The organism is Thauera propionica, from assembly GCF_002245655.1.
In the GTDB taxonomy this organism is placed as follows: domain Bacteria; phylum Pseudomonadota; class Gammaproteobacteria; order Burkholderiales; family Rhodocyclaceae; genus Thauera; species Thauera propionica.
Genome location: NZ_NOIH01000007.1, coordinates 1 through 20581 on the forward strand (window position 1 = coordinate 1; position 20581 = coordinate 20581).

Here is a 20581-nt window from a genome sequence, read left to right on the forward strand (position 1 = left end):
CTGAAGATCAAGGCCGCCTTCCCCGGAAAGGCGCGATGAACCAATAAAAAGGCCACGGGATTTTACCCCCGTGGCCTCTCGCGAAGGCGGCTCGACGCCGCGCTCTCGTCGCTTACTTCAGCATGTCGGCGACGGCCGCGCGCTCTTCCTCGAGTTCCTTCAGGGTGTTGGCGATCTTGCCCTTCGAGTACTCGTCGATTTCAAGGCCCTGGATGATCTTGAATTCGCCGTTCTTGCACTCGCACGGGAAGCCGAACACGACGCCTTCGGGGATGCCGTAGGAACCGTCGGACGGCACGCCCATGGTGACCCAGTCGTCGGAGCCGAGGGCCCAGTCACGCATGTGGTCGATGGCGGCGTTGGCGGCCGACGCAGCCGACGACAGGCCACGGGCCTCGATGATGGCGGCGCCGCGCTTGCCGACGGTCGGCAGGAACACGTCGTTGTTCCAGGCGTGGTCGTTGATCAGATCCTTGATCGAGTCGCCGTTGGAGGTGCAGAAACGGTAGTCGGCGTACATCGACGGCGAGTGGTTGCCCCACACGACCATCTTCTTCAGGCTCGACACGGAGCGGCCAGACTTCTGGGCCAGCTGGGTCAGGGCGCGGTTGTGGTCCAGACGCAGCATGCCGTGGTAGTTGGCCGGGTTGGTGCGGCCGACCTTGATGGCGGCGGCACGGGCAATATAGGCGTTGGTGTTGCAGGGGTTGCCGACGACCAGCACCTTGACGTTCTCGCTGGCGTTCTCGGCGATCGCCTTGCCCTGAACCGTGAAGATGGCGCCGTTGGCGGTCAGCAGGTCAGCACGCTCCATGCCGGGGCCGCGCGGACGGGCACCGACCAGCAGGCAGTAATCGGCGTCCTTGAAGGCGACGTTCGGATCGTCGGTGGCGACCATGCCGGCCAGCAGCGGGAAGGCGCAGTCGTCCAGTTCCATCATCACGCCCTTCACCGCCTTCTGGGCCTGGGGCAGATCGAGCAATTGCAGGATCACGGGCTGGTCCTTGCCCAGCATTTCGCCACTGGCGATGCGGAACAGCAGGCTGTAGCCGATCTGGCCGGCGGCGCCGGTGACTGCAACGCGGACGGGGGCTTTGCTCATGTGGATACTCCCTCTAAAGAAGACGGTCGGTGATGTCGGTATCGAGAATTCGACGCTCGGGTGCGCGCTGGGGAGCTGGCGGCGAATTCCACCGTTTTCAGTCTCACGGCGCGTGCATCTCGGGCGCGGAGATACTAAGATCAAACCCGTACGGTGTCAAATCATGCAATATATCTTATATAAGACATAAGACACCGCGTGGACGATTCCGGATTTTTGTGATCAAATGGCGCGCATGTCACAGGAAGCCCCCACTTTCAGCCCGCTCTACCGGCAGATCAAGGCCTTGATTCTTCAGGCACTTGAGTCCGGTGAGTGGCGTCCTGGTCAGGCGATTCCGAGCGAGCAGGAGCTGGCAGGCCGCTTCAGTGTTTCGCAGGGAACCGTTCGCAAGGCGATTGACGAAATGGCTGCCGAGAACCTGCTCGTGCGCAAGCAGGGCAAAGGTACTTACGTTGCCTCGCACAACGATCCGCGGGCTCTCTTCCGTTTTCTCCGTCTCGTGCCGATGGATGGTGATCTGTCCCATCCGCAAAGCGTGCCGCTCGACTGCTGGCGCGCTAAGGCAGGGCAGGAGGCGTCGCGCATGCTCGGCATCGAGCTTGGTGCGCCCATCATCATCGTTCGTCGCCTGCTCAAGTTTGCAAACAAGCCGGTCGTCATCGACGAGATCTATCTGTCGGGTGAGATCTTCCAGGGTTTGACCGCGGAAGTCCTGCAGGGCTGGAGTGGTTCGCTTTACAGCCTGTTCGAGACCCGCTTCGGGCTGCGCATGATCCGCGCCCAGGAGCGCATCCGCGCCGTGGCCGCCGACCGCAATGCGAGCGAAGCGCTGAAAGTGGCCGAGGGTACGCCGCTGTTGTCTGTCGAACGCGTCACCTATACATACGGCGACAAGCCGGTGGAGTGGCGCCGCGGGCTGTATTCGACGGCCGAGCACTTTTATCTGAACGAGTTGAGTTGACGTAATGGTGCGCTGCGAGACGGCGCTATAATTACGAATTACGTATAACGCCGTACGTAATTTTGAAAGTCCGCGGCGAATCTTTCGTCGTGCATGCAGAGGGGAGTCTTCATGTCAGATGTGACTGTGCGCAAACCGAGGCCGAAGCACCTGGCCTTGAACCAGATCCGGCTGCCGCTGCCGGGTATCGTGTCGATCCTTCACCGGATCAGCGGGGCAGGCCTGTTCCTGTTGCTGCCCTTCCTGTTGTTCCTGCTCGATCGCAGCCTCGGCTCGCCCGAGACCTTCGAGACCTTCAGTGCCGTGGTCGGTCATCCGCTTGTCAAGCTGCTGCTCATCGGTCTGCTGTGGGCCTACATGCACCACTTCTGTGCCGGCATCCGCTTCCTGCTGCTCGACATGCACAAGGGTCTGGAGCTCGAAGCCGCCCGTAACTCCTCGCGCATCGTCCTGATCGTGAGCATCGTGCTTACCGTCATCATCGGGGTGAAACTATGGTGAAGCGTCAACCTGTCGGCGCGCACTACGGTCTGAAGGACTGGATTGCGCAGCGTGCCACTGCGGTCTTCATGGCCATCTACACGATCATCTTCGCCGTCTGTGCGCTGGCTCTGCCGGAGTTCAGCTACGAAGCGTGGTCCGGGCTGTTTTCCGCCGGCCTGTTCCGGTTCCTGAGCTTCCTGTTCTTCCTGTCGCTGTTCTATCACGCCTGGATTGGCGTGCGTGACATCTGGATGGACTACGTCAAGCCGACCGGTGTGCGCCTGGCGCTGCACCTCGTCACTCTCTTCCTGCTCGTCGGCTACGCCGGCTGGGCGGCCCAGATTCTTTGGAGGCTGTAAGCGTGAACGTCGCTAAGCGTACCTTTGATGCAGTCATCGTCGGCGCGGGTGGTGCAGGTCTGCGCGCGGCTCTGCAACTGTCCGAAGCCGGCCTGAAGACGGCCGTCCTGACCAAGGTCTTCCCGACGCGTTCGCACACGGTTGCGGCGCAGGGTGGCGTGGCCGCCTCGCTCGGCAACTCGACCGAGGACAACTGGCACTGGCACATGTACGACACCGTTAAGGGGTCGGACTGGCTGGGTGACCAGGATGCCATCGAGTTCATGTGCAAGAAGGCGAACGAAGTCGTCGTCGAGCTCGAACACTACGGCATGCCTTTCGATCGTACCGATAACGGCAAGATCTACCAGCGCCCGTTCGGTGGTCACTCGATGAACTACGGCCAGGCGCCGGTGATGCGCTCCTGTGCTGCTGCCGACCGTACCGGCCACGCCATGCTGCATGCGCTCTACCAGCGCAACGTCCGTGCGAACACGCAGTTCTTCGTCGAGTGGATGGCGCTGGACCTGATCCGCAACGCCGACGGTGATGTGCTCGGTGTGACCGCGATGGAAATGGAGACCGGCGAGGTCTCGATCTTCCACGCCAAGGCCACCGTCTTCGCTACCGGCGGTGCCGGCCGTATCTACTATTCCTCGACCAACGCCTTCATCAATACCGGTGACGGCGTGGGCATGGCGGCGCGTGCCGGCATCCCGCTGGAAGACATGGAGTTCTGGCAGTTCCACCCGACTGGTGTGGCCGGAGCGGGCGTGCTGATCACCGAGGGTGTCCGCGGTGAGGGCGGCATCCTGCGCAACGCCTCGGGCGAGCGTTTCATGGAGCGCTATGCGCCGAACCTGAAGGATCTGGCTTCGCGTGACGTCGTCTCGCGCGCGATGACCACCGAGATCAACGAAGGTCGCGGTGCCGGTCCGGACAAGGATCACGTGCTGCTGGATATCACTCACCTGTCGCCCGACACGATCATGAAGCGCCTGCCTGGCATTCGCGAGATCGCGATCCAGTTCGCTGGCGTCGATCCGATCAAGGCGCCGATCCCGGTCGTGCCGACCTGCCACTATCAGATGGGCGGCATCCCGACCAACTACAAGGGGCAGGTCGTGGTGCCGAAGGACGGCAGCCCGAACACCCCGGTGCAGGGTTTCTACGCGGCCGGCGAATGTGCCTGCGCGTCGGTTCACGGCGCAAACCGCCTCGGCACCAACTCGCTTCTCGATCTGCTGGTGTTCGGCAAGTCCGCGGGCGAGACCGTGGTCGAGGACTTCAGGTCCGGTCAGCTGACCCTCAAGCCGCTGCCCGAGAACGCCGCTGACGTCTCCCTGGCCCGCCTCGCGCGCCTGGAGTCGCAAACCAACGGCGAAAGCGTGTTCGACGTGGGCATGGAAATGCGCCGCACGATGCAGAAGCACGCGGGCGTGTTCCGTTTCGATCAACTGCTCAAGGAAGGCGTGCAGAAGATCGGCGAGGTCGCCGAGCGTGCCAAGCGTACCGAGATCAAGGACAAGTCCAAGGTCTGGAACGTGGCCCGCATGGAAGCGCTCGAACTCGACAACCTGATCGAGGTCGCCCGTGCCACGATGGTGTCGGCCGAGGCCCGCAAGGAGTCGCGTGGTGCGCACGTGCGCGACGACGCGCCGGATACGCCGGAAAACCCGAACGGCCGTGACGATGCCAACTGGCTCAAGCACACCCTGTGGTACAGCGAAGGCAACCGTCTGGATTACAAGCCGGTCAACCTGAAGCCGCTGTCCGACGACGTCGAGCCGATCGCGCTCGCCAAGCGCACCTACTGAGCGCCCGGGAGAAATACTCATGACCAAGCGTACCGTTCATTTCAAGATCTACCGCTACGATCCGGACAAGGACGAGAAGCCCTACATGCAGGACATCTCGGTCGAGCTCGAGGCTTCCGACAAGAAGCTGCTCGACGCCATCGTCCGCCTGCGCGCCAAGGACGATTCGCTGTCGTTCCGCCGCTCCTGCCGCGAAGGCGTGTGCGGTTCGGACGCAATGAACATCAACGGCAAGAACGGTCTGGCCTGCCTGACCGACATCGACAGCCTGCAGCAGCCGATCACGCTGCGTCCGCTGCCGGGCTTGCCCGTCATTCGCGACCTGATCGTCGACATGACGCAGTTCTTCAAGCAGTACCACTCGATCAAGCCCTATCTGGTCAACAACGATCCGGCCCCCGAGCGCGAGCGCCTGCAGACGCCGGAAGACCGCGAGGAACTGAACGGGCTTTACGAGTGCATCCTGTGCGCGTGCTGCTCGACTTCGTGCCCCTCGTTCTGGTGGAACCCGGACAAGTTCGTCGGTCCGGCCGGCCTGCTGGCTGCGTATCGCTTCCTGGCCGACACCCGCGATCAGGATACGAACGCGCGTCTCGACAACCTCGAGGATCCGTATCGCCTGTTCCGTTGCCACTCCATCATGAACTGCGTCGACGTCTGTCCGAAGGGTCTGAACCCGACCCGCGCGATCGGCAAGATCAAGGACATGATGGTCCGTCGTGCGGTATAAGGGCGAGACAGACTTATGAGCATCAACAGGGGGCGTGTGCGCTGGCAGTGCCGTAGGGCGCTGCTCGAGCTCGATCTCGTGTTCACGCGCTTCCTGGAGCGGCATTTCGATCGTCTCACCGACGATCAGCTGGCGGATCTGGATGACCTGCTGCGCTGCGACGACTACGACATCTGGGCGATGGTCAATGGCAGCAAGGCGTGTGAGGTGGACCGCTGGAAGGAGATGGTCGGCCTGCTGCGTCAGACTTGACGCGGCGGGTACGACTGCAACACGACAAGCAGTTAAACCGGCAAGTAGAAGGGACGATCTATGAGCACTGAACGCACGGCAACGCTAACCGTCGATGGCAAGACCGTCGAATTCCCGGTGATGACCGGCACCCACGGCCAGGATGTCATCGACATCCGCACCCTGGGCGGCAAGACTGGTCTGTTCACCTACGACTCTGGCTTCCTGTCGACCGCGAGCTGCAAGTCGAAAATCACCTTCATTGACGGCGACAAGGGCGAACTGCTCTATCGCGGTTATCCGATCGAACAACTGGCCGAGAAGTGCAACTTCCTTGAAGTCGCCTATCTGCTGAAGAACGGCGAGCTGCCGAACGCTTCTCAGAAGACCGAGTTCGAAAGCACCATCAAGAATCACACGATGCTGCACGACCAGATGACGAAGTTCTATTCGGGCTTCCGTCGTGATGCGCACCCGATGGCAGTCATGGTCGGTGTCGTGGGGGCCCTGTCGGCCTTCTACCACGAGGCGATGGACTTCTCCGACGCCGAGCACCGCAGCGTCTCGATCAACCGCCTGATCGCCAAGCTGCCGACCATCGTTGCGATGGCCTACAAGTACAACAAGGGCGAGCCCTTCATGTACCCGCGCAACGACCTCGACTACACCGCGAACTTCATGCACATGATGTTCGGCACCCCGTGCGAGAAGTACGAGCCGAACCCGGTGCTGGTCCGTGCCCTGGACGTCATCTTCACGCTGCACGCCGACCACGAGCAGAACGCCTCGACCTCGACCGTCCGCCTTGCCGGTTCGTCGGGTGCCAACCCGTTCGCCTGCATCTCGGCCGGTATCGCCTGCCTGTGGGGCCCGGCGCACGGTGGTGCGAACGAAGCCTGCCTGAACATGCTCGAGGAAATCGGCGACGTGTCGCGCGTCGGCGAGTACATCAAGCGGGCCAAGGACAAGAACGACAGCTTCAAGCTGATGGGTTTCGGCCACCGCGTCTACAAGAACTTCGACCCGCGTGCCAAGCTCATGGGCAAGGTGTGCGCCGACGTTCTGGGCGAGCTGGGCCTCGAGAACGACCGCCTGTTCAAGCTGGCCAAGGAACTCGAGCGCATTGCGCTGGAAGACGAATACTTCGTCGAGAAGAAGCTGTACCCGAACGTCGACTTCTACTCGGGCATCGTCCAGAAGGCCCTGGGTATCCCGACCTCCATGTTCACCTGCATCTTCGCGCTGGCGCGCACGGTGGGCTGGATCACTCAGTGGGAAGAAATGATCACCGATCCGGAATACAAGATCGGCCGTCCGCGTCAGCTCTATATCGGTGCTGCGCGACGCGACGTTCCCGCGATGGAACAACGTCCGTAAGAGACGATGGAGAGGGGAGGGAGTTTCCGCCGACTCTGACGAAAACGGGGTGGCTGCGCCTGCGCGGTCATCCCGTTTTTCCTTAAGGGATCGGATCCAGGTTTCTCCGACCACCGTAATACCCGTAAGCAGGGCAACAGAAAACACAGGTGGCTTTCATCATGATGAAGCAACTCGAACAGACATCGCACTTGTTCGGCGCGAACGCGCCGTTCATTGAAGAGCAATACGAGAATTACCTCGCCGATCCGGCCTCGGTGTCGGAAGAATGGCGTGCCTATTTCGACCAGCTGCAGAACCAGGCGGGTGCCGCCGCGCGCGATGTCGCGCACGGTCCGGTCATCGCCGCCTTCGAGCAGATGGCCAAGCGCGGACCGGTCCGCACCGTCGTCTCCGGCGGCGGCGAGGACAAGCAGCAGGTTTCGGTGCTGCAGCTGATCAACGCCTATCGTTTCCTCGGTAACCGCTGGGCCAACCTCGACCCGCTCAAGCGCACCGAGCGTCCGCAGATCGCCGAGCTCGAGCCGTCCTACTACGGCTTCACCGAAGCCGACCTGTCGAAGAGCTTCAACGTTGGCTCCTTCCACGGCTTCTCGACCGAGCACGCCAGCCTGCGCGAGATCCTCGAAGCACTGCGCCAGACCTATTGCGGCTCGATCGGCGCCGAGTACATGTACATGACCGACATCGGTCAGAAGCGCTGGATCCAGAGCCGCCTCGAGAGCGTGCGTGGCACGCCGAAGTTCTCGGCGGAGATGAAGAAGCGCATCCTCGAGCGCACGACCGCGGCCGAGACGCTCGAACGCTACCTGCACACCCGCTACGTTGGCCAGAAGCGCTTCTCGCTCGAAGGCGGCGAATCGGCCATCGTCGCGATGGACGAACTGATCCGCGTCGGGGGCAGCCTCGGCGTCAGCGAGACGGTGATCGGCATGGCCCACCGAGGCCGCCTGAACGTGCTGGTCAATACCCTCGGCAAGTCGCCGTCGATGCTGTTCTCCGAGTTCGAGGGCAAGGCGGCATCCGACCTCAGCGCCGGTGACGTCAAGTACCACATGGGCTTCTCCAGCGACGTGATGACCCCGGGCGGTCCGATGCACCTGACCCTGGCGTTCAACCCTTCGCACCTCGAGATCATCAACCCCGTTGTCGCCGGTTCGGTGTATGCGCGCCAGGTTCGTCGCAAGGACGCGAACAAGACCCAGGTGCTGCCGGTGCTCATCCACGGCGATGCGGCTGTCGCTGGCCAGGGTGTGAACCAGGAGATGCTGAACTTCTCCCAGACCCGCGGTTATGGCACGGGCGGCACCGTGCACTTCGTCATCAACAACCAGATCGGCTTCACCACCTCCGATCCGCGTGACTATCGCTCTTCGCTGTATTGCACCGACATCTTCAAGATGGTCGAGGCGCCGATCTTCCACGTGAACGGTGACGATCCCGAAGCGGTCGCCTTCGTGACCGCGCTGGCGGTCGAGTTCCGTCAGGAATTCAAGAAGGATGTCGTCGTCGACATCGTCTGCTACCGCAAGCTCGGCCACAACGAGCAGGACGAGCCGATGGTCACGCAGCCGCTGATGTACCGCAAGGTCCAGCAGCATCCGGGCACGCGCAAGCTCTACGCCGACCGCCTGGTCGCCGAGGGCACGCTGAAGTCCGACGAGCCCGAGAAGATGATCGCCGATTACCGCGAACATCTCGACCGCGGCGAGCTGCTCTACAACCCGGTTCTCTCGGGCCACAATCGCCAGTTCGCAGCCGACTGGTCGCCCTACCTGAAGCAGTCCTACACCGACGAGTGCGACACCACCGTGCCGGTGCAGGAGATCAAGCGTCTCGCCGGGCGCCTGACCGACATTCCGTCCACCTTCACGCTGCATTCGCGCGTCAAGAAGATCATCGACGATCGCGCCGCGATGGGCCGCGGCGAGCTGCCGCTCGACTGGGGCATGGGCGAGAACCTCGCCTACGCCAGCCTGCTGGCACAGGGCTACGCCGTGCGCATTTCGGGCGAGGACGTCGGCCGTGGCACCTTCTTCCACCGCCACGCCGTCCTGCACGACCAGAAGCGCGAGCGCTGGGACGAGGGCAGCTACAAGCCGCTCGAGCATATCCAGGACGGCCAGGCCGGCTTCCAGCTGTTCGACTCGGTGCTGTCCGAGGAGGCCGTGCTGGCGTTCGAATATGGCTACTCGACGACCGAACCCGATGAGCTCGTCGTCTGGGAAGCACAGTTCGGCGACTTCGTGAACGGCGCCCAGGTCGTGATCGACCAGTTCATCAGCTCCGGCGAGGCCAAGTGGGGCCGTCTGTCGGGTCTGGTGATGATGCTGCCGCACGGCTACGAAGGGCAGGGTCCTGAGCATTCCTCGGCCCGTCCCGAGCGCTTCATGAACATGGCCGCCGAGAACAACTGGCAGATCTGCGTTCCGACCACGCCGGCCCAGATCTTCCACCTGCTGCGCCGCCAGATGATGCGCAAGCTGCGCAAGCCGCTGATCATCATCACGCCGAAGTCGCTGCTGCGTCACAAGGAAGCGATCTCGACCATCGACGAGCTGGCGAATGGCCGCTTCCAGACCGTGATCCCCGAGGTCGAGAACCTCGACCCGAAGAAGGTCAAGCGCGTCGTCCTGTGCCAGGGCAAGATCTACTACGAACTGCTGGCCCATCGCCGCGAGAACAAGATCACCGACACCGCGCTGGTCCGCGTCGAGCAGTTGTACCCTTTCCCGGCGGACGACTTCGCCAAGGCGATCGAGCAGTTCCCGAACGCCAAGGAAGTGGTCTGGTGCCAGGAAGAGCCGCGCAACCAGGGCGCCTGGTACTGGCTCGCGTCGCGCCAGCATCTGGTCAACGTGCTCGGCACCAAGCGTAAGCTCCTGCTGGTCAGCCGTCCGGCCTCGGCCTCGCCCGCGGTTGGCTATTACGCCAAGCACAACCAGCAGCAGAAGGCCATCCTCGAGCATGCTTTCGGTCCGATTCAGGACACCACGCCGCAGTCCCCGAACTGATAGAACAACTAGGGAGAGAACTCCATGCTGATCGAAGTCAAAGTACCGCAGTTGTCCGAATCCGTTTCCGAAGCCACGCTAGTCGCCTGGCACAAGAAGGAAGGTGACGCCGTCTCGCGCGACGAGAACCTCATCGACATCGAGACCGACAAGGTCGTGCTCGAAACGCCCGCGCCGGCTGATGGCGTGCTGGTCAAGATCATCAAGACCAATGGCGACACCGTGACCTCGGGTGAGCTGATCGCGCAGATCGACACCGAAGCCAAGGCCGCGGGCGCGTCCGCCCCGGCCGCCGCACCGGTGCAGGCCGTCACTCCGCCGCCGGCTGCCCCGGCCGCTGCTTCCGCCGCTGGCGCCGCCAGCCCCGCCGCGCGCAAGATCCTCGACGAGAAGGGCGTCGCGGCCGCCGACGTCGCAGGCTCCGGCCGCGGCGGTCGCGTGACCAAGGAAGACGCCGTGGCTGCCCAGCCCAAGGCTGCCGCTGCCGCGCCGGCCGTGATCGCGGCTGTTGGCGACCGTGCCGAAGAGCGTGTGCCGATGACCCGCCTGCGCGCCCGCATCGCCGAGCGCCTGATCCAGTCGAAGAACGAAAACGCCATCCTGACCACGTTCAACGAAGTGAACATGGCGCCCGTCATGGCACTGCGCAAGCAGTACGGTGACAAGTTCGAGAAGGCGCACGGCGTTCGTCTGGGCTTCATGGGCTTCTTCGTCAAGGCAGCCGTGGCCGCGCTGAAGAAGTTCCCGATCCTGAACGCCTCGGTCGATGGCAATGACATCGTGTATCACGGCTACATCGACATCGGCATCGCGGTCGGTTCGCCGCGTGGCCTCGTGGTGCCCATCCTGCGCAACGCGGAGTCGATGTCGATCGCCGAGATCGAACTCAAGATCGCCGAGTTCGGCCAGAAGGCCAAGGACGGCAAGCTGTCGCTGGAAGACCTGTCGGGTGGCACGTTCTCGATCTCCAACGGTGGCGTCTTCGGCTCGATGATGTCGACCCCGATCATCAACCCGCCGCAGTCGGCCATTCTCGGCATCCATGCCACCAAGGATCGTCCGGTGGTCGAGAACGGTCAGATCGTCATCCGTCCGATCAACTACCTGGCGATGTCCTACGACCACCGCATCATCGACGGTCGCGAGGCCGTGCTGGGTCTGGTGACCATGAAGGAAGCGCTGGAAGATCCGGCCCGCCTGATCCTCGACGTCTAAACGATCCGTGCCGGGGCGCGTTCCGTTGCAAGGCTGTGGCCTGCGCGACGGGTCTGCGCCCCGTTTTCCTGTTGGGAGAGATGAATGTCCAAAGAATTCGACGTCCTCGTCATCGGCGGTGGCCCTGGCGGTTATGTTGCGGCCATCCGTGCGGCGCAGCTCGGCTTCAAGACCGCCTGCTGCGAATCCAACCCCTACGCCGACCCCAAGGGTGAGCCGCGCCTCGGCGGCACCTGCCTGAACGTCGGCTGCATCCCGTCCAAGGCGCTGCTGCACACTTCGCACCTGTTCGAGGAAGCCGGCCACAGCTTCGAAAGTCAGGGCATCAGCGTCGGTACGCCGAAGATCGACGTGGCCAAGATGATCGCGCGCAAGAGCGGCATCGTCGACCAGCTCACCGGCGGCATCAAGGGCCTGTTCAAGAAGAACAAGGTCACGCTGCTGAACGGCCACGGTTCCTTCGCCGGCAAGGGCGACGCCGGCTGGCACGTCAAGGTCGGTGACGAACTCGTCGTCGCCAAGCAGGTCATCGTCGCCACGGGTTCGGCACCGCGCCACCTGCCGGGCATTCCGGTCGACAACAAGATCGTGTGCGACAACGTCGGCGCGCTCGACATCGATGCGGTGCCGAAGAAGCTCGCCGTGATCGGTGCGGGCGTCATCGGCCTGGAAATGGGGTCGGTGTGGCGCCGCGTGGGTGCGGAAGTGACCGTGCTCGAGGCCATGCCCGACTTCCTCGCTGCCGCTGACCAGGACGTTGCCAAGGAAGCGCTGAAGGTCTTCACCAAGCAGGGCCTGAAGATCAACCTCGGCGTGCAGATCGGCGAGGTCAAGATCGGCAAGAAGGGCGTGACCATCGCCTACAAGGACAAGGACGGCGCCGACCAGAAGCTGGAAGCGGACCGCCTGATCGTGTCCGTCGGTCGCGTGCCCAATACAGAGGGGCTGAATCCCGAGGCTGTCGGCCTGAAGATCACCGAGCGCGGCATGATCGAGGTGGATGACCATTGCCGCACCAATCTGCCCGGCGTGTGGGCGGTGGGCGACGTGGTGCGCGGCCCGATGCTGGCGCACAAGGCGATGGAAGAGGCGGTGATGGTCGCCGAGCTGATGGCGGGCCAGGCCGGTCACTGCAACTTCGACACGATACCCTGGGTCATCTACACCAGCCCGGAGATCGCCTGGATCGGCAAGACCGAGCAGCAGCTCAAGGCCGCCGGCGTGGCCTACAAGGTCGGCAAGATCCCCTTCCTCGCCAACGGACGTGCGTTGGGCATGGGCGACCCGACCGGCTTCGTGAAGATGTTGGCCGACGCCAACACCGACCGCATCCTCGGCGTGCACATCATCGGCGCCAATGCTTCGGAACTGATCTCCGAGGCTGTGGTGGCGATGGAATTCGCCGGCTGCTCGGAAGACCTCGCGCGCATCTGCCACGCGCACCCGACCCTGTCGGAAGTGGTGCACGAGGCCGCGCTGGCCTGCGACAAGCGTCCGCTGCACTTCTGACCGACGCCTGAGCCGCACGGGGTGAGGGAGGAGGGGGCGACCCCTCTCGACTCACCCCGTTTTTCCGTCAACCCTTCTGTTTCTCGACGAGTCGTTTCGCACCATGCCCCACCGCATCCTCAACGTGGCCGAGCACGGCATGCTCGATGCCTACGAGGCCGAGCTCAAGGCCCGCGGCTTCACCGCCGACCCCGCGCAACGTGCTGCGGCCAAACGCCTGCAAACTCTCTACACCGAACTCATCGGCTTCAAGGCTGCGCGCCGCTCCAGGTTGCGCAAGATGTTCGCGCGCCCCGCCCAGCCGCGCAGCGTTTACTTCTGGGGCGGCGTCGGGCGTGGCAAGAGCTTCCTGATGGACTGCTTCTTCAGTTCGGTGCCGTACAAGCGCAAGCGCCGGGTGCATTTCCATGCCTTCATGCAGGAAGTGCAGAACGACCTGAAGAACCACAATCACGAACCCGATCCCCTGCAGAAGGTCGCCGACCGCATCGCGGCGGAGACCCGCTTGCTGTGCTTCGACGAGTTCCATGTCTCGGACATCGCCGATGCGATGATCCTCGGTCGCCTGCTCGAGGCGCTGTTCGCGCGCGGCGTGATCTTCGTGATGACCACGAACTACCCGCCCGACGGGCTCTATCCCAACGGCCTGATGCGGGTGAACTTCCTGCCGACGATCGAGTTCATCAAGAAGACCTTCGACGTCATCGAGGTCGACGACGGTACCGATTACCGCCTGCGCACGCTCGAAGCCCTCGAGATCTACCTGGTGCCGCACGATGCGTCGGCCGAGCGCAAGCTGGAGGACGACTTCGTCCGCCTGGCTGCCGGCCCGGGCGAGACCGGCGAGGTCGAGATCCTGGAGCGCAAGCTCCCGGTGATCCGCAAGGCGGCGGGCGTGATCTGGTTCGACTTCGAGACCCTGTGCCGAGGCGCACGTTCGCAGAACGACTACCTGGAGATCGCACGCGAGCACCATACGCTGGTGCTGTCGAACGTGCCGAAGATGCTGCCCGGCAACGCCGCCGAGGCGCGTCGCTTCACCTGGCTGATCGACGTGCTCTACGACCACCGCGTCAAGCTCATCGTCAGCGCCGAGGTGCCGGCCTACGAGCTGTACGTCGAAGGGCAGAACGCCCACGAGTTCGTGCGCACCGTCAGTCGCCTGATCGAGATGCGTACGCGCGACTACCTGGCCGAGCCGCACCGGGTGGAATAGGGTCTTAGCGCGACCTGAGCGACAGTACGTTCACGCGCTCTCCGGTACGGACGAGCAACGCTTCCAGCGTGGAGACCGCGACCCCATACTCCACCACCACGTCGGCGATGAAGTAGTCACTGGACACGCCGACCCGATCGGCAGCCGGGAGATCCAGCCCCTCGGGCAGGCGCTCACCGAGCGACCGGATGCTCGTGGCGGGCTCCATCCTCAGCATCCGCGCCACGGCCTGCGCCTGCGCTGGCGTCGATCCAGGGAGGATCACCTGAAGGGACTCTGTCGGCGCGGTGTTGATGTTGACGGGCACGCGCAAAGGGGCGGGTGTGTCTGGCTGCGGCGTGGCGACGCCGCGTTCGCCTCGCGCGGGCGCACGGAGCATCTCGTTCAGCGCCGCGTCCCCCGACGCATCAGTGATCGTCAAGCGGATGCGGGCCCCAGGGTGTGGCGCCGGCTGTTGTGGCTGCGCCCAGGGTTCTCCAAGCCAATCGATACGCGTCGCGCGTGCGTCGGCATCGAGCGTGATGCGGGCGAGATCGATTGCGCTCAACGCGAGTTGGCGTGCCTGAGCCAGATCCTCCCGATCCGAGGCGAGCTCTATGCGCGCGTCAAGGCGGGCCAGCATGGTCGTGGCGAGTGCCGCAACGACAGCGACCGCGAGCAACGCGACGATGATCGCCGCGCCTCGCGGTCGCTCGAGATGCCGCCCCCTGCGGGGTGGCTTGCGTACGACGGGCATCAGGTACCGATGACGCCGCCGTCCTTCTTGGTGACGATCACGGTCGCCGAACGCGGACGGCCACCGCTGGCTTCCGGCCACTGGCTGAAGGCGAGCGGGTTGGCTGCGATGAACTGGTCCATCGACTGGCCGGCCGGCGGTGTCGGCGAGTTCGGGTGACCGCTGGCTTCGCCCGGGTGCTGGACGTTGATGAACATCGTCTTGCCGTCCGGGGTGAAGGTCAGGCCAGTGATCTCGCAGCCGGACGGACCCACCAGGAAGCGCTTGATCTCGCCGCTGACCGGGTCGGCACACAGCATCTGGTTGTTGCCCTGGCCGGCATACACGCCGCTATTGCTGTAGCTGCCGTCGGTCTGGATCCACAGGCGGCCGTCGGCGTCAAAGCCGATGCCGTCAGGGCTGTTGAAGGTATTGTCGGCGGTGATCGCGGCAGAGCCCGAGCGCAGGTCGCTGCGGTCCGGGTAGGCGATCGGGTTGCCGGCGACGACGAACAGGTCCCATTCGAAGCGCATCGCAGCGGCATCGTTGCCGGCTTCGCGCCAGCGGATGATCTGGCCGAAACGGTTCTGCGTGCGCGGGTTGGCGTCGTCGGTGACGCTGCGGCTGCTGTTGTTGGTCAGCGTGCAGTACACCTCGTTGGTGTCCGGATGCACGGTGATCCATTCCGGACGGTCCATCTTGGTCGCGCCCACGGCGTCGGCGGCCAGGCGCGTCTTGATCAGCACTTCGGCCTGGTCGGCGAAGCGGCCGTCTGCAGCCAGCGTGGCGTTGGCGCGCTTGTCCAGCAGCAGCCATTCGCCGGTGCCCATGAAGTCGCCGCTGGCCGCGCCGTCCGAGAACTTCGCCACGTACAGCTTGCCGTTGTCGAGCAGGCGACGGTTCTGCGCGTCCTTGCCCGGTACGAAGCGGCCGTCGGAGACGAACTTGTAGATGTAGTCGTTCGCCTGGTCATCGCCCATGTAGACGACAACGCGACGGTCGCGGGTGAAAGCGTAGGCGCAGTTCTCGTGCTTGATGCGGCCCAGCGCGGTGCGCTTGACCGGCGTCGAACGCGGGTCGTAGGGGTCGATCTCGACCACCCAGCCGAAGCGGTTCGACTCGTTCGGCTCCTTGGCGTAGTCGAAGCGCTCGTCGAATTCTTCCCAACGATAGCCGGTGCCGCGTGCGCTGATGCCGTAGCGACGCATGATTTCATCGCGCGTGTCCGCGCCGCTGGTGGTGCCGAAGTAGCCGTTGAAGTTCTCTTCACAGGTGAGATAGGTGCCCCAGGGCGTGAAGCCGTTGGCACAGTTGTTCAGCGTGCCGAGCACGCGCTTGCCGCTCGGGTCGGCCTTGGTGCGCATGAGGCTGTGGCCGGCTGCCGGACCGCTGATCTGCATCGGCGTGTTGCCGGTGATGCGGCGGTTGTACTTCGAGTTGCGGACGATGTCCCACTTGCCCTTGTGCTGGCGCACGTGCAGCACCGAGATGCCGTGCGCGTTCTGCGCCTTCAGCACCTTGTCGGCGGTCCACGGCGTCATGAACTCGGCACCGAACAGGTACTCGTAGTTGGTGTACTCGTGGTTCATGACCAGCAGGCCTTCCTTGTCCGACTTGCCCCTCAGCGGGAAGAAGTGCATGCCGTCATGGTTGTCGCCGATCTGGCGGGCCTGATCGGCGCCGGTGTTGGTACCGTCCGGACGCCAGGCCGGCGAGTCGATGAACAGGGGGTCGCCCCAGCGCGCGAAAACCTGGGCCTGGTAGCCCTCGGGGACGACGATGGTATCGGCGCTCGAGGTGCCAATCGGGGTGAAGCCGATGCGCGGACCTTTCTTCGGACCGTGACCACGGCCATGATCCATGTGCTGATGGGCATGCTTGCCAGCGTTTGCAGCCAGCGGCGCGGCCAGGAAGGCGGCGGCACCAAGGCCCACGCCGGACTTGAGGAAGCCGCGGCGCGACACGGTGCGGTCGACGATCTGCTGGAAGTGTTCGTTGTCGGACAGGTTGCTCGGCAGGTCGTCCTGGTCGAAATAGCTCATCTACGTGCTCCGTTGAGGGGATGGCTGGGAGCGCGCATTCTTGATAGCGCAGGTTGCGTAGGGATGAAGACAGCATTGCGCCAATGTTTATCGGATCCAAAACTGCGCGAAGCGATGAAAAACGGCATGAACGATGCATTGCCAGGGGTTCAATCGCTTCTGTGCAGGCGGAGTTGGCCGCTAATGTCATCGGGGCCCTCGCGTGTCCGGACTGCGAGGCCGATCGGCTGAGCGCCGTAGGTCGCATGTGCTTCTGCCAGCCAGTCGAGCAGCGCCGTGGCTTCACCGCGTCCTTCGAAGCGGAGCTCGCCGTCGGCAACTCGCACCAGCTCCAGTGACAGTCCGCGAGTGCCTGCCAGCTCGGCGAGTGCAGGTAGGGCATTGATCGTGCCCGAGGTGGTGCCGGCGTCAGGCGAACGAGCCTGGAGACTCGAGATCTCGGCTGCCGCGGCAGCGACCGCCTGCTGCTGTGCCTGCAGCCGCGGCAGTGCCTCGCGCAGGCGCGCATGTTCGCGGGCCAAGGACTCTCCGACGGAGACCAGTACCAAGGCGCTGATCGATGCCAGTCCGATCGCGACCAGGCGCCGCTCCCGCGCAGAAAGGGTCTGCCAGCGATCGGTAAGTACGGGAAGTCGTTGCAGGCGGGAAAAAACGGCCTTCATCGATCATCTCCTTGGGCCTGAGTGAGCTCGATCGCCGGCGCGAGGGCCGTGCGCAGCCTGTCGAGTTCTTCCGCGGTTGCGCCGGCGAACGCCACTGAAAGCCTGCCGGCGCCGAAGTCGAGGGCAGTTACGGATGCGGTCGGAGCCAGATCGTCGCGGGCTTCGGCAAGGCGGCCGAGCAGCGGCAACAGGTCGGCGTCACCGGCCGCACCGGCGCGGCGGCGCAAGTCTTCGAGTCGGCGGTGCAGTTGCGCCTCGGGCATCACCCGCGGCGTGCCTGGCAGTGCCGCGGCGAACCGGCTCGCAATGTCTGCGTCAAGCGCATCGATGGCCGAGCGCATGCGCAGGATGTCGGCAAACATGATCCCCGCCAGCGCCAACAACGCACTGGCGGCAAGGGCCAAGGGCAGCCGGAGGCTGCGTGCGAGGGAGGCACCAGCGGCGCCCACGGAGAATTCGCCATGCAGAAGGTCCGCGGCGGCGTCAGTCCGCCACCAGGCGTAGCGCTCACAGGCCTGGAGCGTCGCGCTCCCGAGCACAGCCTCGATCCTCGTCACCTCCGCTTCGCAGCCGGGATCGGCGTGCAGTCGGAGGCGAGGGAAATCCATCTCGTCCCGTCTGCGCGTGCGCAAGGCGTCGTCGACGAAGGGCATGAGCTGGTCGATATCGTCGGGCAGGGCAACTGGGCCCGCCTCGATCGGGTGCAGCACGGCGAGTCCCGGACGCAGGCAAAGTTGCAGCTCCTGCCGGCCGTCGGCGGTCGTCACGTCGCTCTGCAGTTCGGTGTAGAGGTGCCGCGGTTCATGGCCCGCCGTGCGCAGAGCGGTCAGCACCGTGCGCAGACGATCGCGTGCGGTGACGATCAGGTCCGCTTGCGAACCGGTCTCCGCGTCGTGGCGCTGGATCAGCGTGATGTGCTGCGCCTGCGGGGCATCCAGCAGGACGTCCTCCAGGGCGTAGGCGATCAGTCGCGGATCGGTTGCGGCCTTCCCTTTCGGCAGGGTGACGCGATGCCAGCTGCTCTGGCTGGCACCGAGGACGACGACGAGCGTGGCATCGCCGGGCCATCTGTCGGGCGTGCTGCAGCCATGCGCGCGGAGCGTGCTGTCGGTCTCGGTCAGGACCCAGTCGGCCTCGGCGTTCGCGGGCCAGTGTTCGTCGATCAGTACGTGCAGGGTCGGTCGGTGGGCGGATGAAGGACGCATCGGTGGGTCTGTTGAAAGAGGTGTCGTGTTTGAGGGGAACGCACGCTTCAGCGCAGGGGCATGAGCCGCATCAGCGGTCCGATGCCGGTCACGTCGATCGTGAGCTCGATCGCATCGGGGAGCTCCGACGGATCCGTGCCGGCGGGCGGCCAGCTCGTGTACCAGCGGCCACGGTGAATGAAGCGCCAGGCCAGCCGGTCGACGCCGTCGGCCAGCACCTCGCGCCGTTCCGGGCGAGCATCAGGCCTTGTTCGCAGCAGGCGTCGGTCTTCATGGCGGAACTGCACCGGCCGCATTCGGGCATGCACGCGCTCATCGACCAGCAGTTGAAGGACCTGGTGATCGCGCGGGCCGTGAAGGCTCAAGGTCGTTGTTCCTGGCGGTGGCATGGCTAGCCGGAGCAGATCATGCTCGATCCGGTGCGCGGCATGCTCGAGATCGCGCCAATGCGTGTGTTGGGATTCCAGATGGCGTTCGAGATCGCTCATCTGCGCGATGGCGCGATAGCTCAACGCGCCGAGGATGGCAAAGACTGCGAGCGCCACCAGCAGCTCGACCAGCGTCATCCCGCTTGTCGCGGGGCGGATTGGGCGTGGGGTGTGTGGCCGGCGCATCGGCATCGCTCAGGGCTGAACCAGCACATGGCCGGCCAGGTGCGCGCGTGGGTGCCCGCCTGCGTCACGGACCACGATGTCGATGGCCCGCCAGGCCGGTACCGCGGTCGTGGTGACCGTCTGTTCCCAGCGGAAGCGGTAGCGGCCCTGCAGCGCTTCGCCGTCACTCCGGCCCAGTGGCGGCGGAACCGGCCGGACGCGCAGCTGCGCGAGTCGGTTCTGCGCCACCCAGCGTGCAAGCGTGCGTTGTGCGAGGGCGTCGCTGGTGTCGGTTGCCTGCGTGCCAGCGCGCACCGCCGCGCTCAGCGCGACGGCGATGATTGCGAGGGCAATCAGGTTTTCGAGCAGGCTGAAGCCGCGCGTCGCGGGGTTCATGGTCCCATTGTCCCGGCCAGCAGTTCCACGCGGCCATTGCGGTCGCCCAAGGTCGCCCGCCAGCCGCTGGCGTCGGTGAGCTCGAGACGAAAGGACGGCGAGTCCGGGCCAAGGATGAGCAGCGTCTCCGCCGTGCCGTTTCGCCCCTCGACCTCGAGTGCGGACCAGCGCAGCGCGTCGGGCAGCCGGCGTTCCGCCAGCACGCTGCTGTCGGACACCTGCTGCCAGCCTCCGGCGGTGTCGCGAGCGAGGAAGCGATAGCCCTGCGGTGTGCGCTCGAGTGCCAGCGGCTGGCCCCGCGTCCAGGCTCGTTCGGCGGCGAAGACCAGGCGGAGTCGCAGCGCCTCCACCGCGCGATCGCGATCGCGCGACTGCAGCGCGCCGATGCTCATGTAGAGCCCTTGCGCCAGCATCGCCAGCAGGGTCAGCACGACCATCACCTCGATGAGCGTGAATCCGCGTTGCGTCCTCGTGCTCAGGCCCTGGATCACAGGTTCCACGAGCCGATGTCGGCTTCGGCGCCTTCGCCACCGGGCTTGCCGTCGGCGCCGAAGCTGAAGACGTCGATTTCGCCCTTAACGCCAGGGTTCAGGTACTGGTAGGGCGCACCCCAGGGGTCGTTGGGCAGGCGCTCGAGATAGGCCTTCCAGTTTTCCGCCCGCGGCGGGGCGCTGGGCGGTTCGACCAGCGCCTGCAGGCCCTGCTCGGCCGTGGGGTAGCGACGGTTGTCCAGGCGGTAGAGCTTGAGCGACTGCATCAGCGTGGCGATGTCCTGCCTGGCAGCGACCGCGCGGGCCTCGTCGGGGCGGCTGAGCACCCGTGGCACCACCAGCGCGGCAAGCACGCCCAGGATGACGATCACCACCATCAGTTCGATCAGTGTGAATCCGCGGCTGCGGTGGGTGGCACCGGTTGATTGCACGGGACGGCGGAGGAATGGAAAGGCGTCGGCAGGCGGGCAGGTCATGGCAT

20 protein-coding genes are annotated in these 20581 nt (G+C 64.6%); 11 read left to right on the top strand and 9 right to left on the bottom strand.

The genetic code is table 11. From position 1 onward, the window contains the following. Positions 1–112: 112 nt before the first annotated feature. Entirely contained in the window at positions 113–1102 is a 990-nt protein-coding gene (locus CGK74_RS05970) for a malate dehydrogenase (RefSeq protein ID WP_094267592.1), read from the bottom strand. A 235-nt stretch (positions 1103–1337) separates the two neighbouring features. Between CGK74_RS05970 and CGK74_RS05975 the strand changes: the two genes are divergently transcribed. The 11 genes from CGK74_RS05975 to zapE all read left to right on the top strand — a co-directional run bounded on the left by CGK74_RS05975 (position 1338) and on the right by zapE (position 13996). Further along, a complete protein-coding gene (locus CGK74_RS05975) occupies positions 1338–2066 on the top strand; it encodes a GntR family transcriptional regulator (protein WP_094267950.1) in 729 nt (242 codons plus the stop codon). 111 nt (positions 2067–2177) lie between these two features. After that, positions 2178–2567: a succinate dehydrogenase, cytochrome b556 subunit gene (gene sdhC, locus CGK74_RS05980; RefSeq protein WP_094267593.1), complete on the top strand. Its 390-nt coding sequence runs from the start codon at positions 2178–2180 to the stop codon at positions 2565–2567. After that, on the top strand, positions 2561–2908 hold the full coding sequence (gene sdhD / locus CGK74_RS05985; protein ID WP_048709219.1) for a succinate dehydrogenase, hydrophobic membrane anchor protein: 348 nt from the start codon (positions 2561–2563) through the stop codon (positions 2906–2908). Before sdhC ends, sdhD begins: the two co-directional genes overlap by 7 nt. Positions 2909–2910: 2 nt before the next feature. Then, a complete protein-coding gene (gene sdhA, locus CGK74_RS05990; RefSeq protein ID WP_094267594.1) occupies positions 2911–4704 on the top strand; it encodes a succinate dehydrogenase flavoprotein subunit in 1794 nt (597 codons plus the stop codon). 19 nt (positions 4705–4723) lie between these two features. Further along, entirely contained in the window at positions 4724–5434 is a 711-nt protein-coding gene (locus CGK74_RS05995; protein ID WP_094267595.1) for a succinate dehydrogenase iron-sulfur subunit, read from the top strand. Between the two features lie 15 nt (positions 5435–5449). Next, complete coding sequence (locus tag CGK74_RS06000; protein ID WP_048709222.1) at positions 5450–5686, top strand: succinate dehydrogenase assembly factor 2; 237 nt, start codon at positions 5450–5452, stop codon at positions 5684–5686. Between the two features lie 60 nt (positions 5687–5746). Further along, positions 5747–7042 (top strand): citrate synthase, encoded by a 1296-nt coding sequence (gene gltA, locus CGK74_RS06005; protein ID WP_094267596.1) that lies wholly within the window; start codon positions 5747–5749, stop codon positions 7040–7042. A 161-nt stretch (positions 7043–7203) separates the two neighbouring features. Continuing rightward, positions 7204–10056, top strand: a complete 2853-nt coding sequence (locus tag CGK74_RS06010) for a 2-oxoglutarate dehydrogenase E1 component (protein ID WP_094267597.1) — start codon at positions 7204–7206, stop codon at positions 10054–10056. Between the two features lie 24 nt (positions 10057–10080). Continuing rightward, complete coding sequence (odhB, locus tag CGK74_RS06015; RefSeq protein ID WP_094267598.1) at positions 10081–11271, top strand: 2-oxoglutarate dehydrogenase complex dihydrolipoyllysine-residue succinyltransferase; 1191 nt, start codon at positions 10081–10083, stop codon at positions 11269–11271. Between the two features lie 84 nt (positions 11272–11355). Beyond that, positions 11356–12780, top strand: coding sequence for a dihydrolipoyl dehydrogenase (gene lpdA, locus CGK74_RS06020; protein WP_094267599.1), 1425 nt, complete (start codon positions 11356–11358; stop codon positions 12778–12780). A 103-nt stretch (positions 12781–12883) separates the two neighbouring features. Then, complete coding sequence (gene zapE / locus CGK74_RS06025; RefSeq protein WP_094267600.1) at positions 12884–13996, top strand: cell division protein ZapE; 1113 nt, start codon at positions 12884–12886, stop codon at positions 13994–13996. A gap of 4 nt (positions 13997–14000) precedes the next feature. Here zapE and CGK74_RS06030 read toward each other — a convergent pair whose 3' ends face one another. The 8 genes from CGK74_RS06030 to gspG form a co-directional block, all read right to left on the bottom strand. Beyond that, positions 14001–14732 (bottom strand): type II secretion system protein GspK, encoded by a 732-nt coding sequence (locus CGK74_RS06030; protein ID WP_094267601.1) that lies wholly within the window; start codon positions 14730–14732, stop codon positions 14001–14003. Further along, entirely contained in the window at positions 14732–16753 is a 2022-nt protein-coding gene (locus tag CGK74_RS06035; protein ID WP_094267602.1) for a PhoX family protein, read from the bottom strand. Before CGK74_RS06035 ends, CGK74_RS06030 begins: the two co-directional genes overlap by 1 nt. Before the next feature lie 149 nt (positions 16754–16902). Continuing rightward, entirely contained in the window at positions 16903–17415 is a 513-nt protein-coding gene (gspM, locus tag CGK74_RS06040; protein ID WP_094267603.1) for a type II secretion system protein GspM, read from the bottom strand. Further along, positions 17412–18620, bottom strand: a complete 1209-nt coding sequence (gene gspL, locus CGK74_RS06045; RefSeq protein WP_094267604.1) for a type II secretion system protein GspL — start codon at positions 18618–18620, stop codon at positions 17412–17414. The genes gspM and gspL overlap by 4 nt, the downstream gene beginning before the upstream one ends. A 47-nt stretch (positions 18621–18667) precedes the next feature. Next, complete coding sequence (locus CGK74_RS06050) at positions 18668–19240, bottom strand: type II secretion system protein GspJ (RefSeq protein ID WP_094267605.1); 573 nt, start codon at positions 19238–19240, stop codon at positions 18668–18670. A 3-nt stretch (positions 19241–19243) separates the two neighbouring features. Then, positions 19244–19609 (bottom strand): type II secretion system minor pseudopilin GspI, encoded by a 366-nt coding sequence (gene gspI / locus CGK74_RS06055; RefSeq protein ID WP_094267606.1) that lies wholly within the window; start codon positions 19607–19609, stop codon positions 19244–19246. Then, a complete protein-coding gene (locus tag CGK74_RS06060) occupies positions 19606–20109 on the bottom strand; it encodes a prepilin-type N-terminal cleavage/methylation domain-containing protein (protein ID WP_133091792.1) in 504 nt (167 codons plus the stop codon). Before CGK74_RS06060 ends, gspI begins: the two co-directional genes overlap by 4 nt. Next, the gene (gspG, locus tag CGK74_RS06065; protein ID WP_276206044.1) at positions 20097–20576 is read right to left on the bottom strand and encodes a type II secretion system major pseudopilin GspG; all 480 of its coding nucleotides are present in this window, start codon (positions 20574–20576) and stop codon (positions 20097–20099) included. The genes CGK74_RS06060 and gspG overlap by 13 nt, the downstream gene beginning before the upstream one ends. Positions 20577–20581 lie beyond the last annotated feature (5 nt).

Excerpts from the sequence above, each read along its gene's own strand:
- CGK74_RS05970 (WP_094267592.1), bottom strand. The coding sequence starts at position 1,102 with ATGAGCAAAGCCCCCGTCCGCGTTGCAGTCACCGGCGCCGCCGGCCAG.
- CGK74_RS05975 (WP_094267950.1), top strand. The coding sequence starts at position 1,338 with ATGTCACAGGAAGCCCCCACTTTCAGCCCGCTCTACCGGCAGATCAAG.
- sdhC (WP_094267593.1), top strand. The coding sequence starts at position 2,178 with ATGTCAGATGTGACTGTGCGCAAACCGAGGCCGAAGCACCTGGCCTTG.
- sdhD (WP_048709219.1), top strand. The coding sequence starts at position 2,561 with ATGGTGAAGCGTCAACCTGTCGGCGCGCACTACGGTCTGAAGGACTGG.
- CGK74_RS05995 (WP_094267595.1), top strand. The coding sequence starts at position 4,724 with ATGACCAAGCGTACCGTTCATTTCAAGATCTACCGCTACGATCCGGAC.
- CGK74_RS06000 (WP_048709222.1), top strand. The coding sequence starts at position 5,450 with ATGAGCATCAACAGGGGGCGTGTGCGCTGGCAGTGCCGTAGGGCGCTG.
- gltA (WP_094267596.1), top strand. The coding sequence starts at position 5,747 with ATGAGCACTGAACGCACGGCAACGCTAACCGTCGATGGCAAGACCGTC.
- CGK74_RS06010 (WP_094267597.1), top strand. The coding sequence starts at position 7,204 with ATGATGAAGCAACTCGAACAGACATCGCACTTGTTCGGCGCGAACGCG.
- odhB (WP_094267598.1), top strand. The coding sequence starts at position 10,081 with ATGCTGATCGAAGTCAAAGTACCGCAGTTGTCCGAATCCGTTTCCGAA.
- lpdA (WP_094267599.1), top strand. The coding sequence starts at position 11,356 with ATGTCCAAAGAATTCGACGTCCTCGTCATCGGCGGTGGCCCTGGCGGT.
- zapE (WP_094267600.1), top strand. The coding sequence starts at position 12,884 with ATGCCCCACCGCATCCTCAACGTGGCCGAGCACGGCATGCTCGATGCC.
- CGK74_RS06030 (WP_094267601.1), bottom strand. The coding sequence starts at position 14,732 with ATGCCCGTCGTACGCAAGCCACCCCGCAGGGGGCGGCATCTCGAGCGA.
- CGK74_RS06035 (WP_094267602.1), bottom strand. The coding sequence starts at position 16,753 with ATGAGCTATTTCGACCAGGACGACCTGCCGAGCAACCTGTCCGACAAC.
- gspM (WP_094267603.1), bottom strand. The coding sequence starts at position 17,415 with ATGAAGGCCGTTTTTTCCCGCCTGCAACGACTTCCCGTACTTACCGAT.
- gspL (WP_094267604.1), bottom strand. The coding sequence starts at position 18,620 with ATGCGTCCTTCATCCGCCCACCGACCGACCCTGCACGTACTGATCGAC.
- CGK74_RS06050 (WP_094267605.1), bottom strand. The coding sequence starts at position 19,240 with ATGCCGATGCGCCGGCCACACACCCCACGCCCAATCCGCCCCGCGACA.
- gspI (WP_094267606.1), bottom strand. The coding sequence starts at position 19,609 with ATGAACCCCGCGACGCGCGGCTTCAGCCTGCTCGAAAACCTGATTGCC.
- gspG (WP_276206044.1), bottom strand. The coding sequence starts at position 20,576 with ATGACCTGCCCGCCTGCCGACGCCTTTCCATTCCTCCGCCGTCCCGTG.